The sequence below is a fragment of the Pseudocitrobacter sp. 73 genome (genome assembly GCF_008369545.1).
Taxonomy (GTDB): Bacteria; Pseudomonadota; Gammaproteobacteria; order Enterobacterales; family Enterobacteriaceae; genus Pseudocitrobacter; species Pseudocitrobacter vendiensis.
Genome location: NZ_VTZO01000001.1, coordinates 89879 through 106695, shown reverse-complemented (window position 1 = coordinate 106695; position 16817 = coordinate 89879). Strand labels below are relative to the sequence as shown.

Annotated in this window: 14 protein-coding genes; 9 read left to right on the top strand and 5 right to left on the bottom strand. The window is 54.7% G+C overall.

Annotation, left to right across the window (positions count from 1 at the left end):
• Nucleotides 1-25 precede the first annotated feature (25 nt).
• Nucleotides 26-346, bottom strand: a complete 321-nt coding sequence (clpS, locus tag F0Q32_RS00480) for an ATP-dependent Clp protease adapter ClpS (RefSeq protein ID WP_015965121.1) — start codon at nucleotides 344-346, stop codon at nucleotides 26-28.
• Nucleotides 347-655: 309 nt separating this feature from the next.
• Here clpS and cspD point away from each other — a divergent pair, with 309 nt between their 5' ends.
• Nucleotides 656-880: a cold shock-like protein CspD gene (cspD, locus tag F0Q32_RS00475; RefSeq protein ID WP_149461487.1), complete on the top strand. Its 225-nt coding sequence runs from the start codon at nucleotides 656-658 to the stop codon at nucleotides 878-880.
• Nucleotides 881-945: 65 nt separating this feature from the next.
• On the opposite strand, the gene macB is transcribed toward cspD, so the two are convergent.
• Nucleotides 946-2886, bottom strand: a complete 1941-nt coding sequence (macB, locus tag F0Q32_RS00470; protein WP_149461486.1) for a macrolide ABC transporter ATP-binding protein/permease MacB — start codon at nucleotides 2884-2886, stop codon at nucleotides 946-948.
• On the bottom strand, nucleotides 2883-3998 hold the full coding sequence (gene macA / locus F0Q32_RS00465; protein WP_149461485.1) for a macrolide transporter subunit MacA: 1116 nt from the start codon (nucleotides 3996-3998) through the stop codon (nucleotides 2883-2885). Before macA ends, macB begins: the two co-directional genes overlap by 4 nt.
• A gap of 162 nt (nucleotides 3999-4160) precedes the next feature.
• Here macA and F0Q32_RS00460 point away from each other — a divergent pair, with 162 nt between their 5' ends.
• Nucleotides 4161-5111: a VirK/YbjX family protein gene (locus tag F0Q32_RS00460; RefSeq protein ID WP_149461484.1), complete on the top strand. Its 951-nt coding sequence runs from the start codon at nucleotides 4161-4163 to the stop codon at nucleotides 5109-5111.
• Here the strand turns inward: F0Q32_RS00460 and F0Q32_RS00455 are convergent.
• The gene (locus tag F0Q32_RS00455) at nucleotides 5108-6766 is read right to left on the bottom strand and encodes an ATP-dependent endonuclease (RefSeq protein WP_015965126.1); all 1659 of its coding nucleotides are present in this window, start codon (nucleotides 6764-6766) and stop codon (nucleotides 5108-5110) included. The two genes, F0Q32_RS00460 and F0Q32_RS00455, sit on opposite strands and share 4 nt — an antisense overlap.
• 480 nt (nucleotides 6767-7246) lie before the next feature.
• Here F0Q32_RS00455 and aqpZ point away from each other — a divergent pair, with 480 nt between their 5' ends.
• From aqpZ to hcr, 4 genes are all read left to right on the top strand, one after another.
• Complete coding sequence (aqpZ, locus tag F0Q32_RS00450; RefSeq protein ID WP_015965127.1) at nucleotides 7247-7942, top strand: aquaporin Z; 696 nt, start codon at nucleotides 7247-7249, stop codon at nucleotides 7940-7942.
• Between the two features lie 282 nt (nucleotides 7943-8224).
• A complete protein-coding gene (locus F0Q32_RS00445; RefSeq protein WP_149461483.1) occupies nucleotides 8225-9124 on the top strand; it encodes a lysine exporter LysO family protein in 900 nt (299 codons plus the stop codon).
• 145 nt (nucleotides 9125-9269) lie between these two features.
• The gene (hcp, locus tag F0Q32_RS00440) at nucleotides 9270-10922 is read left to right on the top strand and encodes a hydroxylamine reductase (RefSeq protein ID WP_149461482.1); all 1653 of its coding nucleotides are present in this window, start codon (nucleotides 9270-9272) and stop codon (nucleotides 10920-10922) included.
• A gap of 10 nt (nucleotides 10923-10932) precedes the next feature.
• Nucleotides 10933-11901, top strand: a complete 969-nt coding sequence (hcr, locus tag F0Q32_RS00435; RefSeq protein WP_149461481.1) for an NADH oxidoreductase — start codon at nucleotides 10933-10935, stop codon at nucleotides 11899-11901.
• 74 nt (nucleotides 11902-11975) lie between these two features.
• Here hcr and F0Q32_RS00430 read toward each other — a convergent pair whose 3' ends face one another.
• Complete coding sequence (locus tag F0Q32_RS00430) at nucleotides 11976-12410, bottom strand: DoxX family protein (RefSeq protein WP_149461480.1); 435 nt, start codon at nucleotides 12408-12410, stop codon at nucleotides 11976-11978.
• 137 nt (nucleotides 12411-12547) lie between these two features.
• Between F0Q32_RS00430 and poxB the strand changes: the two genes are divergently transcribed.
• The 3 genes from poxB to F0Q32_RS00415 are packed head-to-tail and all read left to right on the top strand — an operon-like array spanning nucleotide 12548 to nucleotide 16757.
• A complete protein-coding gene (gene poxB / locus F0Q32_RS00425) occupies nucleotides 12548-14266 on the top strand; it encodes a ubiquinone-dependent pyruvate dehydrogenase (protein WP_149461479.1) in 1719 nt (572 codons plus the stop codon).
• Between the two features lie 36 nt (nucleotides 14267-14302).
• A complete protein-coding gene (gene ltaE, locus F0Q32_RS00420; RefSeq protein ID WP_149461478.1) occupies nucleotides 14303-15304 on the top strand; it encodes a low-specificity L-threonine aldolase in 1002 nt (333 codons plus the stop codon).
• A 10-nt stretch (nucleotides 15305-15314) separates the two neighbouring features.
• Complete coding sequence (locus F0Q32_RS00415; protein ID WP_149461477.1) at nucleotides 15315-16757, top strand: SDR family oxidoreductase; 1443 nt, start codon at nucleotides 15315-15317, stop codon at nucleotides 16755-16757.
• Nucleotides 16758-16817: the final 60 nt, after the last annotated feature.

Below are 16817 nucleotides of genomic sequence, written 5' to 3'. Positions count from 1 at the left end.
CCTCCCCCAATTTTCATGCCTGATTTCAGGCTTTTTCCAGCGTACACAACAATGGATGCTCGTTCTCCCTCGCGTATTTGTTCACCATGGCTACTTTGGTTTCTGCCACCTCGGCAGTAAAAACACCACAAATAGCTTTACCCTGATAGTGAACGGTGAGCATGAGTTGTGTGGCACGTTCTACATCATAAGAAAAGAATTTTTGTAACACGTCAATAACAAACTCCATTGGCGTGTAATCATCATTGACTAAAATCACTTTATACATCGATGGGGGTTTCAGCCCATCCTGGAGTTTGTCTTCCGTTAGCTGGTCAAAATCCAGCCAGTCTCTGCTCTTACTCATTGTCAGTCATCATCTTCGGTGGCAAGTGCGCAGTCGCTGACCTCTGTTTATACAGGTACTAAATCTACTGTAGATCATAGATAACTATCACCTATAGCTGTCATTAGCGAACTCTGTCACATTCCCGTCAATAGCGTTAACTGCTTCAAATTTTGATTCATTTTCCGTCCATCTCACCCTTCAAACCCTTGACGCTTGGCGCGAAAACTCTAAATTGTAGTGGCGAGAGTTGGCGAGGTTTTAAACAGCTCCTGACTCCACCACCGGTTCATTCCATCTACATATAAGCGTTACGAAGGATGTCGAAGTATGGAAATGGGTACTGTTAAGTGGTTCAACAATGCCAAAGGGTTTGGTTTTATCTGCCCGGAAGGCGGTGGCGATGACATATTCGCCCATTACTCCACCATTCAGATGGATGGTTACAGAACGCTAAAAGCCGGGCAATCGGTCCAGTTTGATGTTCATGAAGGCCCGAAGGGTAACCACGCCAGCGTGATTATTCCCGTCGTCGAGGCAGAAACTACCGCATAGCCTTCATGCTTCATTGTGTACATCCCGCCGTCAAAATGCCAGTCCCTTCGACTGGCATTTTTCTTTTACTCTCGCGCCAGCGCATCCACCGGGTCAAGCCTGGCCGCATTACGAGCGGGTAACCAGCCAAACAGTACGCCAGTAAGTGTCGAGCAGATAAACGCCGTAAGCAGCGCGACGGGCGAGAAACCGATTTCCCAGCCCGGTAAAACCAGTTGCAGCGCCAGCGCTATCATTAAGGATAGCGTCACTCCTAGCGCACCGCCTACCAGACACACCAAAACCGCTTCAATCAAAAATTGTTGCAGCACATTGCTGGCCCGTGCGCCCACCGCCATACGAATGCCGATTTCGCGCGTTCGTTCAGTCACCGACACCAGCATAATATTCATCACGCCAATACCGCCAACCACCAGTGAGATGACTGCCACCAATGTCAGAAACAGCTGTAATGTATGTGTGGTGCGTTCCGCCGTTTTCAAGACGCTGTCCATATTCCAGACGAAGAAATCTTTTTTCCCATGGCGAAGATTAAGCAGACGCGTGAGCTGTTGCTCGGCAAAACTGCTGTCGTGGCCCTCTTTCACGCGGACCGTGATCGAATTGAGCCACGACTGCCCCATTACGCGCCCCGCCATCGTTGAGTAAGGCAGCCAGACGCGCAAAATCGTGCTGCTGCCAAACATCGACTGTTTCTCATCCGCCACCCCAATGACCGTGGCGGGCATATTCCCGACCAGAATAATTTCACCCACTACACTGGTTTTATTCGGGAAAAGCTGGCGGCGAGTGTTGTTATCGAGCACCACCACCTGCGCACGCTCAGCGGCCTGAATCGCGTTAAAGGTGTTGCCCTCGCTGAAGGTCATGCCGTAAACATTAAAGTACTGCTGGCCAATGCCCTGCACGCTGGCAGCAACATCAATATTGCCCGCGCGCAACCGCAGATTTTTCGAGACCGCGGGCGTGGCAGAGCTCACCCACGACTGTTTTTCAATTGCCAGCAGGTCGTCATATTTCAGCGATTGCTGATACTGCGGGTCGTCGTCGCCAAAGTCTTTACCGGGATACACATCAATCGTGTTGGTACCAATGGAACGGATATCCGCCAGTACCATCTGTTTTGCCGCATCGCCCACCACCACAATCGACACCACCGAGGCAATACCGATAATAATGCCGAGCATGGTTAACAGCGTGCGCATTTTATTGGCCGCCAGCGCGCGCCACGCCATCGACAACGCTTCGCGGAAACTGTTGCTGAATTGCCGCCAGCCGGAGACATGCTCGCCAGTCAGGCGTCGCGCTTCGCCCGTCGCCGCCTTTGCCGGTGGATTACGCAAAATCTCACCGTCATGAATTTCGATCACCCGCTCGGCCTGCGCGGCCACCTGCGGATCGTGGGTAACGATAATAATCGTGTGCCCCTGCTCTTTGAGCTGGTGCAGAATCGCCATCACCTCTTCGCCGGAACGGCTATCCAGCGCCCCGGTCGGTTCATCCGCAAGGATCACCTGCCCGCCGTTCATCAACGCACGCGCAATACTCACACGTTGCTGCTGACCGCCAGAAAGCTGTGAAGGTGCGTAATCCACGCGCTCTTCCAGACCGAGGCGCTTGAGCAGCTCCGCCGCGCGCAGCAGGCGGGCTTTGCGCTCCATACCCGCATACACTGCAGGCACTTCCACGTTTTGCACCGCCGTCAAATGCGAGAGCAAATGATAACGCTGGAAGATGAAACCAAAGTGTTCCCGGCGCAGTTGCGCCAGCGCATCGCTATCGAGCGTGGCGACGTCAACGCCCGCCACGCGGTAGGTGCCACTGGTCGGTTTATCGAGGCAGCCAATGATATTCATCAGCGTGGATTTCCCGGAGCCGGATGCGCCGACAATCGCCACCATCTCCCCGGCGTTGATGTCCAGCGTAATGCCTTTCAGGACATCGATATTTCCGTCACCGGAAGGATAACTACGGCGAATATCCGTGAGCTGCAGCAGCGCCGTCATTTCGCGGCTCCCGCTTTGCCCTCGCCAATAATCACTTCGTCGCCCGCCTCCAGGCCTTTCACAATTTCCACTTCCGTGTCGTTGCGCGAACCTATGGAAACTTCGCGCGGTTTGACCTCACCGTTACGCAGCAGGCGCACGGTATAGCGGTTATCGCCCACGCTGTCGCCCAGCGCACTGAGCGGAATGGTCAGCACGTTCTTCACGCCGGTGAGCTGGATATGGACCTGGGCAGTCATCTCCAGACGCAATACGCCCTGGGGGTTAGGCACTTCAAAACGCGCATGATAGAAAATGGCATCGTTCACTTTTTCCGGCGTCGGCAGGATATCTTTCAACGTGCCTTCGTAGCGCGTCAGCGGATCGCCGAGAACGGTGAACCAGGCTTTCTGCCCAGGTTTCAGGTTAATCACATCGGCTTCAGACACCTGTGCTTTCACCAGCATGGTGCTGAGATCCGCCAGCGTCAGAATGTTTGGCGCTTGCTGCGCCGCAATTACCGTCTGCCCTTGCAGCGTCGTAATTTGCGTGACCTCTCCGGCCATTGGCGCGACGATCCGCGTATAGTCGAGGTTGGTTTTTGCTGTATCAAGCGAGGCCTGATTCCGCTTGATTTGCGCATCAATCGTGCCGATTTGCGCCTGTTTCACTGCCAACTCGGTCGTCGCGGTGTCGAGATCCTGGCGCGAAATGGCCTGCGTTTTCGCCAGCTGCTGTTGACGTGCCAGCGTCACCTGCGCCAGCTTACGTTCGGCATCCGCTTGAGCACGTTGTGCGCGCAGTTCCATCAGCGTCGCTTCAACTTCTTTAATCTGGTTTTCGGCCTGCTCCGGGTCAATGACCCCCAGCAACTGCCCTTTTTTAACTTTATCGCCAATCTCAACAGAGAGCGTTTTCAACTGCCCACTGACCTGCGCGCCGACGTCAACTTTACGCAACGCATCAAGCTTACCGGTCGCCAGCACGCTTTGTTCCAGTTCGCCCGGACGAACAATCAGCGTTTGATACTGCGGCAGCGGCGCATTCAGCGTGCGCCAGACGGCAATCAGCCCCGCGATGACCACCACCGCAAGCAGCACATATCGTTTTTTTATTTTTCCCTTAATACGCATACCTATCCTGATATTTTTCGTTGTTTCAGCCAGAGTGAGAGCATCAACATCAACCGTTACTAAACAAATAAGTAAAGGTGAACAGGGTAACAGAGTTATTGAGAATTGGTTAAGTTTGCCAGTGGTGAAATCAACGCATCATCCATTACGCGGATTGCTGATATGTTGCAAACCACTGAAAACTCCCACTACCCGACACTCCCCACCTCCAGCGTTGGCCTGTTTTTCTGCTTATGGAGCGGGCTGTGGCGCCCCGGTAAGTTCTGGCATCAGCGCAGCTTTCGTAGAAAGTTTATGCTGCGTTCGCTGTGGATGCCGCGTTTATCCCGCCAATGGATGGCAGAAATGGCGAAATGGCCGGACCTCGAACGCCTGCTGTTAATTCAGCCACGTCTTCCCGTTCGCCTGCACCGCCCTTATCTGGCCGTCAATCTTGATCGCCAACAGTTGCTGGATGCACTGCGCTACCACTACCGCACGCTGCGCCAGGCGCTGACCACGGATGAGTTACAGCGCTACTTCGCCCACGCGGGCATCCCACTGGCTGAAATCGAAGGCAAAGAAGGCGAAATCTATACCCTCCATTTTGCGTCCGTTATCTCGCTGGATAAAGAGGGAGAAAGCACCATTCTGCTGCGCAACGCGCGCAATGAAATGCTGGCGGAAATCACTTTCACCATTTGCGAATATGAAGGCAAACGCACGCTATTTATTGGTGGCTTGCAAGGCGGGAAAACCGAGCAGTCACAGCAGGATATTCATCAGGCGACCAAAGCCTGTCACGGCCTGTTCCCGAAACGCGTGGTGATGGAAGCGGTGTGCAGCTTTGCGCAGCGCTGGCAGATGGAGCAAATTCTCGCGGTCAGCAACCAGGCGCATATCTACCGCAGCCTGCGTTATCGCGATAAAGGGAAAAAAATCCACGCGGATTATGACAATTTCTGGGAAGCGGTCGGCGGCGTGAATGATGAGCGCGGTTATTACCATTTACCGCTCAGCATCGCCCGTAAAGACGAAGCGGATATCGCCAGTAAAAAACGTGCGGAATATCGCCGCCGTTACGCGCTGCTGGACAGCATCACCAGCCAGATCCAGCAGCGCTTCAATATTTAGTCGGCTTTCCCGCGCGCCAGCCAGATAACCCGCGAGAACATTTTACGCAGCAGCGTCGGCACGGCATCCACGCCGCGCCGCCCTGCCTCCATCGCCACCTCAATGGCCAGGTCAGGTTTTGAGGAGCGATGAATCGCTTTCGTTATCACCCGGCGCATGTTCATGGGAATATTCTCCGGCAACTGCGCCACCCGATGATAGACATCGGAGAAGCCCTGACGGTACATAAAGTGTTCCATATCCAGCGCCGGGAGCGTCGTCAGGTAGTGACGCTCCTGTTCCCTGTCATTGTTGAGCAGGCCGCGCACGGTCGCAGCGTATTTCTTACCGGCCTCATCGCCATCCACCAGCACGTGCCACTCAATCCCCATTCGTCGGGCGAATTTAATCAACGGCTTCAGGCCTGACTGGGCAAATTCGATAACTTTAACGCCTTCGGCATCAAAGTGATGACCACACTGGCGCGCCAGTTCGTTAATGACCCAGGTTTCGGTTTCGCCCTCCACCAGCAGCCAACAGCGCGCAAACAACGACGACGCGCGATTAAAGCGAATGTGGAACGAAATGCGGCGGCTGTCGTCGGGGTTCATGCCGCCCGGTCCTAAACGCCACGCCGCCACGCGGGAGGATTCACGCACCAGGCGACAAACATGCTCCATCGGCGTCAACGATAACAGCTCGCCAGAATTGGTGGTGGTCACACGCTGAAGCGGCAGCAGATTGAGGAGATTCCACGCCACCGACAGCATGATCGGGTGTAGTCGCGTTTCCGGGTCTTCAATTAACAGCAACGGACGCGCGTCTTTATCGAGGCGCACGGTGCCTTTTGCCTGCAATAACGTGGAAAAGAGCGCGAGAAGGATCATCCGGTGGCTGCGTGCGCCAGGTTTATCAATCATTCGGTTGATGATGTCGAGATAACGCCAACTGCGCTGTTCATCGTGAGAGCGCTGACGCATCAGGCGGTTGCGCGCTTCATCCGAGCCTTGTTCAGAAAAATAATGTTCCAGCAGTTGCACCATCGCCGACAGCCCCTGGCGAATCTGTGCATCGCTCAGATTTTGTGGGCTGGACACCAGCTCGCGGGAGAGAAAATCAAGCTGTTGCGCAGTCACTTCGACGTCCGGCGTATTGGGCACTGTGCCGTTGCGAATACGGCGCATAAAGCGCGCGTCGCGTAGGCGCAGCACCGGCATCAGGCGAATCAAATGGCGCGCCATCGCATCGATATCGTCCAGTTCCAGCGCGTGCCCGTTGCTGTCGATAAAACTGCGCAGGGTCATGACGCTGTCATCCGCGCCCAGCTCACCTTCCAGACGATAAAACAGACGATGATAACCATCTTCACCACGCGACCAGCAATCAGCCAGCGGGCGATAGCGTCGCCCACGATAACGCCCCGGCTCAGACTCTCGAAAGGTCAGAATAATATGCAGATGATGTTCACGGCCCTTCACATCCCCCGGCGGAAACCAAAAATCATTGCGCACAAAGTGATAGAGCTCATCACGAGGAGATAACAGCAGGGTTAACGCGTCCAGCAGGCTCGACTTGCCCCAGGCATTTTCGCCAATCAGGACGTTGTTTTGCTCCAGCATTAATGACAATCGATTAATGCCACGAAAACCGACAATTTCTACGCGTTCAAGAAGCATGTCCCCTCCGTTTCGTTACCGCCTTTTCCTTCTGTTATCGGCAGTATATACGCAAAAACATTCAAGTTGCGTCAAGCCGTTCAGAGAGTGCGGCATTGATACGGTTCCGGACTGCCCGGTCACGACGCGACGATGCTTTTGGCTAGCACAAAAATGGGATAGGAAACAGATAATGCCACCAATGAATATTCTTAAAAAAATGCACTACACTCTATTCAACCACGCAGATTGTTTAAGGAATAACATCACATTGCCTTACATCAAATTAAACGTACAAATTTAACTGGTGAAGGGATGATAACGTTTTTAAAATAACGACTTCTATACTCGGCTTAATTCTGTTGGCAGTGCGGTGATTCTGTTCACTTTCTCTGCCAGCGGTTATGCGTGGGTATAAATTGTGTCGTCACCCCTTTCTGACGATAAATAATGTACAGAGAGAATTTACTCATCCTGTACGTGCTTTTTATTGAGGTGGTTATGTTTAGAAAATTAGCTGCAGAGTTCTTCGGTACTTTCTGGCTGGTGTTTGGTGGTTGCGGTAGCGCCGTTCTGGCTGCGGCATTCCCGGAACTGGGTATCGGTTTCGCGGGTGTGGCGCTGGCATTCGGTCTGACCGTGCTGACCATGGCGTTCGCAGTCGGTCATATCTCAGGCGGTCACTTTAACCCGGCAGTCACGCTGGGCCTGTGGGCGGGCGGTCGATTCCCGGCGAAAGACGTTATCGGTTATATCGTGGCGCAAGTTATCGGCGGTATCGTTGCAGCGGCAGTGCTGTACCTGGTAGCCAGCGGTAAAGCCGGCTTCGACGCGGCGGCAAGCGGCTTCGCGTCTAACGGCTACGGCGAACATTCACCGGGCGGCTTCTCTATGCTTTCCGCTATCGTCATTGAAATCGTGCTGACCTGTGGCTTCCTGCTGGTTATCCACGGCGCGACCGACAAACACGCACCGGCGGGCTTTGCACCAATTGCTATCGGTCTGGCCCTGACGCTGATTCACCTGATCAGCATCCCGGTAACCAACACTTCTGTTAACCCGGCGCGTAGCACCGCAGTCGCTATCTTCCAGGGCGGCTGGGCACTGCAACAGCTCTGGCTGTTCTGGGTTATGCCGATTATCGGCGGTATCCTCGGTGGCCTTATCTACCGTACTCTACTGGAAAAACGCGACTAATTTACGCCTTATCCGGCCTACAAAATACTGCAAATTCAATAAATTGTAGAAACTTTGTAGGCCTGATAAGCGCAGCGCATCAGGCAATATAGCGTTTGTCATCAGTCTCAAGCCCGCTATGCGGGCTTTTTTGTGTCGGATGGCGCTACGCTTATCCGACCTACTTGATCACTGCATCCCGTAGGTCCGGTAAGCGCAGCGCCACCGGGCACGTTTGATATTTGAAGCCAATTTCGGTAGTGTCATTGCCGCTTAATACACACTGCAAGGAATATGCCGCTCATGTTGTCGGGACTGCTGATCATTCTTGTACCCCTGATTCTGGGTTACCTGATCCCCCTCACCCATCGCCCTACACTCCAGCTGATTAATCGTCTTCTTAGCTGGATTGTTTACGTCATTCTCTTTTTGATGGGCGTGAGCCTGGCTTTTCTCGATAATCTGGCCAGTAATCTGTTGGCTATTTTCTACTATTCCTCTATCAGTATTGTGGTTATTTTACTGTGTAATATTGCAGCACTTTTCTGGCTCGAAAAGTCTCTGCCCTGGCGTCACCACCATCAGCAGGAAAAATTACCTTCGCGACTGGCAATGGCACTGGAATCATTAAAGCTGTGTTTTGTAGTGGTCGGTGGTTTTGTCGTGGGCTTAAGTGGCCTTTCATTTTTACAACACGCGACTGCCGCCAGCGAATATACGCTTATTTTCCTTTTGTTCCTTGTGGGTATTCAACTGCGCAATAGCGGCATGACGCTAAAACAGATTGTCCTCAATCGCCGTGGGATGATTATTTCCGTGGTGGTGATGGCGAGTTCTTTAATTGGTGGAGCGATTAATTCCCTGATTCTCGGTCTGCCGTTAAAAACCGGGCTGGCGATGGCGTCCGGATTTGGCTGGTACTCCCTTTCCGGCATTATGACCACCGATGCTTTTGGCCCGGTAATTGGCAGCGCTACCTTCTTTAACGATCTGGCACGCGAACTCATTGCCATTATGCTCATTCCAGCGCTGGTGCAGCGTAGCCGCTCTACGGCACTGGGTTTATGCGGTGCGACGTCAATGGACTTTACTCTCCCCGTTCTTCAGCGCTCCGGCGGCGTGGAAATGGTGCCGCCCGCGATCGTTCACGGCTTTGTGTTGAGCCTGCTGGTTCCCCTGCTGATGGCCTTCTTCACCGCCTGATACCCCCATGGCGGTAGCCTTTGCTGCCGCCAAAATTGCGCTAAATCAACCTCCCTGTAACTAGCGATAAAAACCGCTTTTCATGCACATGGCACAGGCTTACCCTTAAACATGTATATTAAATATAACTTTAAAAGGTGTGACCATGTTTTGTGTGCAATGTGAACAAACCATCCGTACTCCGGCAGGAAACGGCTGCGCGTACTCGCAGGGTATGTGCGGTAAAACCGCCGAAACGTCCGATCTTCAGGACCTGTTGATTGCCGCTCTGCAAGGCCTCTCCGCATGGGCGGTGAAAGCACGTGAATACGGCATTGTCGATCATGCAATTGATAACTTTGCGCCGCGCGCCTTCTTCTCCACGCTGACCAACGTTAACTTCGATTCTCCCCGCATCGTCGGCTACGCACGTGAAGCCATCGCCCTGCGTGATGCACTGAAAGCCCAATGCCTTGCCGTTGATGCCAACGCAAGCGTGAATAACCCGATGGCTGACCTGCAACTGGTCAGCGATGATTTAGGCGCACTGCAGCAGCAGGCCGCTGAATTTACCCCGAACAAAGACAAAGCAGCGATTGGCGAGAACATCCTCGGCCTGCGTCTGCTGTGCCTGTACGGCCTGAAAGGCGCGGCAGCTTACATGGAGCACGCGCACGTTCTCGGTCAGTACGACAACGATATCTACGCGCAGTATCACAAAATCATGGCGTGGCTGGGCACCTGGCCTTCCGATATGAACGCTCTGCTGGAGTGCTCAATGGAAATCGGCCAGATGAACTTCAAAGTAATGAGCATTCTGGATGCCGGTGAAACCACCAAATATGGTCACCCGACGCCGACTCAGGTGAACGTCAAAGCGACCGAAGGGAAATGTATTCTGATTTCCGGTCACGACCTGAAAGATCTCTACAATCTGCTGGAACAAACCGAAGGCACCGGCGTTAACGTCTATACCCACGGTGAAATGCTGCCGGCACACGGCTATCCGGAACTGCGTAAATTCAAACATCTGATCGGTAACTACGGTAGCGGCTGGCAAAACCAGCAGGTGGAATTCGCCCGCTTCCCGGGTCCTATCGTGATGACCTCTAACTGCATCATCGACCCAACTGTTGGCGCATACGACGACCGTATCTGGACCCGTAGTATCGTCGGCTGGCCGGGCGTGAGCCACCTTGAAGGCGACAACTTCGGGCCGGTTATTGCCCAGGCACAGCAGATGGCGGGCTTCCCGTACAGCGAAATCCCGCACCTGATCACCGTTGGTTTCGGTCGCCAGACACTGCTGGGCGCCGCCGATACCCTGATTGACCTGGTGAGCCGCGAAAAACTGCGTCACATCTTCCTGGTCGGCGGCTGCGATGGCGCGCGCGGCGAACGTAACTACTTCACCGATTTCGCCACCAGCGTGCCGGACGATTGCCTGATCCTGACCCTGGCGTGCGGGAAATACCGCTTCAACAAACTGGACTTCGGCGATATCGAAGGCCTGCCGCGTCTGGTGGATGCCGGTCAGTGTAACGATGCATACTCCGCCATTATCCTGGCGGTGACGCTGGCAGAAAAACTGGGCTGTGGCGTCAATGACCTGCCGCTCTCGCTGGTACTCTCCTGGTTCGAACAGAAAGCGATCGTCATTCTGCTGACCCTGCTGTCGCTGGGTGTGAAAAACATCGTCACCGGGCCAACCGCACCGGGCTTCTTCACGCCGGACCTGCTGGCAATCCTCAACGAGAAGTTTGGTCTGCGTTCTGTGACCACCGTTGAAGAAGATATGAAGCAGCTGCTGAGCGCGTAAGGAGTAAATGATGACGATGCCAACCCCTCAATGTCCGTGGCGGATGCAGGTCCACCACATCCACCAGGAAACGCCGGATGTGTGGACGCTGTCACTGCTGTGCCATGACTACTATCCGTATCGCCCAGGTCAGCATGCGCTGGTGAGCGTGCGTAACTCTGCCGATACCCTGCGCGCGTATACCCTCTCATCGACGCCTGGAGTGAGCGAATACATTACGCTGACCGTTCGTCGTATCGACGATGGCGCAGGCTCCCAGTGGTTGACCCGCGATGTTAAACGCGGCGATTACATCTGGCTGTCTGAGGCGATGGGTGAGTTTACCTGTGACAATGAGCCGAACGACCGTTTCCTGCTGCTGGCAGCCGGTTGCGGGGTGACGCCGATTATGTCGATGCGTCGCTGGTTGGCAAAATATCGCCCGCAGGCCGACGTGCAGGTGATTTTCAACATTCGCTCACCGCAGGATGTGATTTTCGCAGACGAATGGCGCAACTATCCGGTCACCCTGGTCGCAGAGAACAACGCCACTCACGGTTTTGTCTCTGGCCGTTTGAGCCGCGAACTGCTGCAAAGCGTGCCGGATATTGCGTCTCGCACCGTTATGACCTGCGGCCCCGCGCCGTACATGGACATGGTGGAGAAAGAGGTGAAAGCGCTCGGCGTGACTCGTTTCTTTAAAGAGAAATTCTTTACGCCGGTGGCCGACGCCGTTAACAGCGGTCTGAAGTTCACCAAACTGCAACCGGCGCAGACGTTTTACGGCCCGGTGGGTACGACGCTTCTGGAGGCGATGGAAAGCAACAACGTGCCGGTACAGGCCGCTTGCCGCGCAGGCGTGTGCGGTTGCTGCAAAACCAAAGTGGTGTCTGGCGATTACACCGTCACCAGCACCATGACGCTGAGCGAGCAGGAAATCGCCGACGGATACGTGCTGGCATGCTCCTGTCATCCGCAGGGTGATTTAGTCCTGGCGTAAGGCTGGCTTGCAGTACAAAAACAGATACGGCCATCGGAAACGGTGGCCGTTTTTTTAGTCTTCGCAACAACGTCTTACTGCCAGACAGACCCTTTTGCCAGGGCGTATTTCCCCGCGCCTAAGAACGCTATCGCCATCCCACCGATAAAGTAATAGACGATGCTTTCAATCGCCCATGCCCCCACAGCGTCCAGCGCAAAAGTTTTCCCCATTGCCACCATCAGCCAGGCAACAACCATGGTAAATGCCAGCACCAAAGCGGAAAGACGCGTCAGAACGCCGAGGATAATCAAAACGGGCGCAACAACCTCACCGACTAAAACGCCGTAAGCAATAAACCCCGGAAATCCTTTCGCTACCAGCATAGCGCTAATACCATCGATGCCCGCAAACAACTTATGTAGGCCATGAAACAGCATCAATCCGCCTACAGCGAGGCGTAACAACAGCTTGCCAAAATCCTCATGGGATAACATACGATTAAACGATCCTTGCACCGTCGCAACCATCTGAACTTTCTCCTTATTCTTCCCTGTTATACGTCTTATCCTCGATTGTGGTGAGGATAAGCCGCTGCGGCCGGAAGCATAATCATTATCTTCATCTAAACTTGTAACCGGTATCACAATTAAGGAGATGGAAAACCATGAAACAAACGGTTGCCGCTTTTATTGCTAAAACACTTGAACAAGCGGGAGTGAAACGGATTTGGGGAGTAACCGGGGATTCCCTGAACGGGCTAAGTGACAGTCTCAACAGAATGGGGACTATCGACTGGATGCCCACACGTCACGAAGAGGTCGCCGCCTTTGCCGCCGGCGCAGAAGCGCAGCTTACCGGCGAACTTGCCGCCTGCGCGGGGTCATGCGGGCCAGGCAACCTGCATTTAATCAACGGCTTGTTTGATTGCCACCGCAACCACGTGCCGGTGCTGGCAATAGCCGCTCATATTCCGTCGAGCGAAATCGGCAGCGGCTATTTCCAGGAAACGCACCCCCAGGAGTTGTTCCGCGAATGTAGCCACTACTGCGAACTGGTTTCGTCACCCGACCAAATTCCTCAGGTGCTGGCCATTGCCATGCGCAAAGCCGTGCTCAATCGCGGCGTATCGGTGGTTGTGCTTCCAGGCGATGTGGCGCTGAAGGCCGCGCCGGAAAGCGCCAGTAGCCACTGGTACCACGCCCCGCTTCCGGTGGTGACGCCCGCCGAAGAAGAACTTGATAAACTGGCGCAACTGCTGCGCTACTCCAGCAACATCGCCTTCCTGTGCGGCAGCGGCTGTGCCGGGGCGCATAAAGAGTTGGTCGAATTCGCGGCCAAACTGAAAGCACCGATTGTTCACGCCCTGCGCGGTAAAGAGCACGTCGAGTACGACAACCCTTACGATGTGGGCATGACCGGGCTGATTGGCTTTTCATCAGGCTTCCACGCCATGATGAACGCTGACACGCTGATCCTCCTCGGCACACAATTCCCGTATCGTCCGTTCTACCCAACAGATGCCAAAATCATCCAGATTGATATTAACCCCGCCAGCATTGGCGCGCACAGTAAGGTTGATATGGCGCTGGTCGGTGATATCAAATCGACGCTTCGCGCCCTGCTGCCGAAACTGGAAGAGAAAACCGATCGTCGATTCCTCGATAAAGCGCTGGAGCACTACCGCGACGCGCGCAAAGGGCTCGATGACCTTGCCAAACCCAGCGATAAAGCGATTCACCCGCAATATCTGGCGCAACAAATCAGCCATTTCGCTGCCGATGATGCCATCTTCACCTGCGATGTTGGCACGCCCACCGTCTGGGCCGCGCGTTATCTGAAGATGAACGGCAAACGCCGCCTGATTGGTTCGTTTAACCACGGCTCGATGGCAAACGCCATGCCGCAGGCGCTGGGCGCACAGGCGACTCACCCCGGTCGCCAGGTGGTGGCAATGTGCGGCGACGGCGGCTTCAGCATGCTGATGGGCGATTTCCTCTCCGTGGTGCAGATGAAACTGCCGGTGAAAATTTTCGTCTTTAATAACAGCGTTCTCGGCTTTGTGGCGATGGAAATGAAAGCGGGCGGTTACCTCACCGACGGCACCGAGCTGCACGACACTAACTTCGCGCGCATCGCTGAAGCGTGTGGTATTCCAGGGATCCGCGTGGAAAAATCGGCTGACGTCGATGAAGCGATTCAGAAAGCGTTCAGCATCGACGGCCCGGTACTGGTCGATGTGGTGGTCGCTAAAGAAGAGCTGGCCATGCCGCCGCAAATTAAACTGGAGCAGGCCAAAGGCTTCAGCCTCTATATGCTGCGCGCCATTATTAACGGACGCGGTGATGAAGTGATGGAGCTGGCGAAAACCAACTGGCTCAGGTAAAACTATCGACATTCTCCTCAGTTACAAGGAAATGTCATGATCGATTTACGCAGTGATACCGTTACCCGGCCGAGCCGTGCCATGCTCGAAGAGATGATGGCCGCCCCGGTTGGGGATGATGTTTATGGCGACGATCCTACCGTCAATGAACTCCAGCGCTACGCTGCCGATCTTGCCGGAAAGGACGCCGCCCTCTTTTTACCCACGGGCACCCAGGCGAATCTGGTGGCGCTACTCAGCCACTGCGAACGCGGCGAGGAGTATATCGTCGGCCAGGGTGCGCATAATTATCTGTATGAAGCCGGCGGCGCGGCAGTGCTGGGCAGTATTCAGCCGCAGCCAATTGACGCCGCTGCCGACGGTACCCTGCCGCTCGATAAAGTCGCAGCGAAAATTAAAGCCGATGATATCCATTTTGCTCGCACCAAACTGCTGAGCATTGAAAACACGCATAACGGAAAAGTGTTGCCGCGAGATTATCTGCGCCAGGCGTGGGAATTCACCCGCGAGCGCAAGCTGGGGCTGCACGTCGATGGCGCGCGCATTTTCAACGCCGTGGTGGAATACGGCTGTGAACTGAACGAGATTGCGCAGTATTGCGATTCGTTCACTATTTGTCTCTCGAAAGGTCTCGGCACGCCTGTCGGCTCCTTGCTGGTCGGCAATCACGACTACATCAAGCGTGCGATGCGCTGGCGTAAAATGACCGGCGGTGGAATGCGTCAGGCCGGGATTCTGGCCGCCGCCGGGCTTTATGCACTGAAAAATAACGTCGCGCGTTTGCAGGACGATCATGACAACGCCGCCTGGCTGGCAACACAACTGCGTGAGATCGGCGCGGACGTAATGCGTCACGACACCAATATGCTGTTTGTCCGCGTGGGTGACGCGCAGGCAGCGGCGCTGGGTGCGTATATGCGTGAACGTGATGTGCTGATCAACGCCTCGCCGGTAGTGCGTCTGGTGACGCATCTGGACGTCAGCCGCGAGCAGCTCAGCGACGTCGTCAGCCACTGGAAAGCGTTTTTAGCTAAATAAGGAGAATGACGTGCCGCAAACCGTTTTAGTCCTCGGTGCAAGTGGGTATATCGGCCAGCATCTGGTGGCGGAACTGAGCGCGCGCGGGTACACCGTGCGGGCGGCGGCGCGGCATATCGAACGTCTGGAAAAGCAGCAGCTTCCCGGCGCGACCTGTCACTCGCTCGATCTTGAATGGCCGGTTTCCCTTCCCGCCCTGCTTGAGGGCGTGGATACGCTCTATTACCTGGTACACGGCATGGGTGAGAGCCGCGATTTTCTCGCCCATGAACGCCAGGTGGCGCTCAATGTGCGCGATGCGCTACGCCAGGTTCCGGTTAAACAGATCATCTTTTTAAGCTCATTACAGGCTCCCGCACATGAACAATCTGAGCACCTGCGCGCCCGTCAGGCCACCGGGGATATTCTGCGTGAAGCGGGCATTCCGCTGACTGAACTGCGCGCGGGGATCATCGTCGGCGCGGGCTCTGCCGCTTTCGAAGTGATGCGCGATATGGTTTACAACCTGCCCGTACTGACACCGCCGCGCTGGGTGCGTTCGCGCACGACGCCGATTGCACTGGAGAACCTGCTGGTGTATCTGGCGGGGTTGCTGGAGCATCCTGCCTCAGAGAATCGCGTCTTAGAAGCGGCGGGCCCGGAAGAGCTGACCTATCAACAGCAATTTGAGCGCTTTATGGCGGTAAGCGGGCGCCATCGCCCCTTAATTCCCATACCTTTTCCGACAAGCTGGATCTCGGTGTGGTTCTTAAATGTGATCACCTCTGTGCCGCCGACAATTGCGAAAGCGCTGATCCAGGGTTTAAAGCACGATCTTCTGGCCGACGATCGCGAACTGCGTGCGTTGATCCCGCAGAAATTGATAACGTTTGATGAAGCCGTACGCCAGACGCTGGAAGAAGAAAAGAAGCTGGTGAACTCCAGCGATTGGGGCTACGACGAACACGCGTTTGCCCGCTGGCGGCCCGAATACGGCTATTTTGCCAAACAGGCAGGTTATAAGGTTAAAACCCCGGCAAGCCTGGCGGCATTGTGGCAAGTGGTGAATCGACTGGGCGGTCGCGAAGGCTATTTCTTTGGCAATATTCTGTGGAAAACGCGTGCTGCGATGGATTTGCTGGTAGGGCATAAACTGGCAAAAGGCCGCCCGGCGCACGCACGGCTGAAAACAGGCGATAGCGTCGATAGCTGGAAAGTGATTATCGTCGAGCCGGAGAAACAATTGTCACTGCTGTTCGGTATGAAAGCACCGGGTTTGGGGCGACTCAGTTTTACACTGGTGGATAAAGGCGACCATCGTGAACTTGACGTTCGCGCCTGGTGGCATCCACACGGTATGCCAGGATTACTCTACTGGCTTTTAATGATCCCCGCGCATCTGTTCATTTTTCGCGGTATGGCGCGGCGAATTGCCAGGCTTGCAGAAGAAATCACGGGCAAAAAAGAGGCATAAGCTCATTTCTTCTTAGTTTCCCATTGCATGAGAGTGAAATTCACGGAAAAATGCGCACGA

Excerpts from the sequence above, each read along its gene's own strand:
- F0Q32_RS00460 (WP_149461484.1), top strand. The coding sequence starts at position 4,161 with ATGTTGCAAACCACTGAAAACTCCCACTACCCGACACTCCCCACCTCC.
- hcp (WP_149461482.1), top strand. The coding sequence starts at position 9,270 with ATGTTTTGTGTGCAATGTGAACAAACCATCCGTACTCCGGCAGGAAAC.
- macB (WP_149461486.1), bottom strand. The coding sequence starts at position 2,886 with ATGACGGCGCTGCTGCAGCTCACGGATATTCGCCGTAGTTATCCTTCC.
- macA (WP_149461485.1), bottom strand. The coding sequence starts at position 3,998 with ATGCGTATTAAGGGAAAAATAAAAAAACGATATGTGCTGCTTGCGGTG.
- clpS (WP_015965121.1), bottom strand. The coding sequence starts at position 346 with ATGAGTAAGAGCAGAGACTGGCTGGATTTTGACCAGCTAACGGAAGAC.
- F0Q32_RS00445 (WP_149461483.1), top strand. The coding sequence starts at position 8,225 with ATGTTGTCGGGACTGCTGATCATTCTTGTACCCCTGATTCTGGGTTAC.
- ltaE (WP_149461478.1), top strand. The coding sequence starts at position 14,303 with ATGATCGATTTACGCAGTGATACCGTTACCCGGCCGAGCCGTGCCATG.
- F0Q32_RS00455 (WP_015965126.1), bottom strand. The coding sequence starts at position 6,766 with ATGCTTCTTGAACGCGTAGAAATTGTCGGTTTTCGTGGCATTAATCGA.
- aqpZ (WP_015965127.1), top strand. The coding sequence starts at position 7,247 with ATGTTTAGAAAATTAGCTGCAGAGTTCTTCGGTACTTTCTGGCTGGTG.
- hcr (WP_149461481.1), top strand. The coding sequence starts at position 10,933 with ATGACGATGCCAACCCCTCAATGTCCGTGGCGGATGCAGGTCCACCAC.
- poxB (WP_149461479.1), top strand. The coding sequence starts at position 12,548 with ATGAAACAAACGGTTGCCGCTTTTATTGCTAAAACACTTGAACAAGCG.
- F0Q32_RS00430 (WP_149461480.1), bottom strand. The coding sequence starts at position 12,410 with ATGGTTGCGACGGTGCAAGGATCGTTTAATCGTATGTTATCCCATGAG.
- cspD (WP_149461487.1), top strand. The coding sequence starts at position 656 with ATGGAAATGGGTACTGTTAAGTGGTTCAACAATGCCAAAGGGTTTGGT.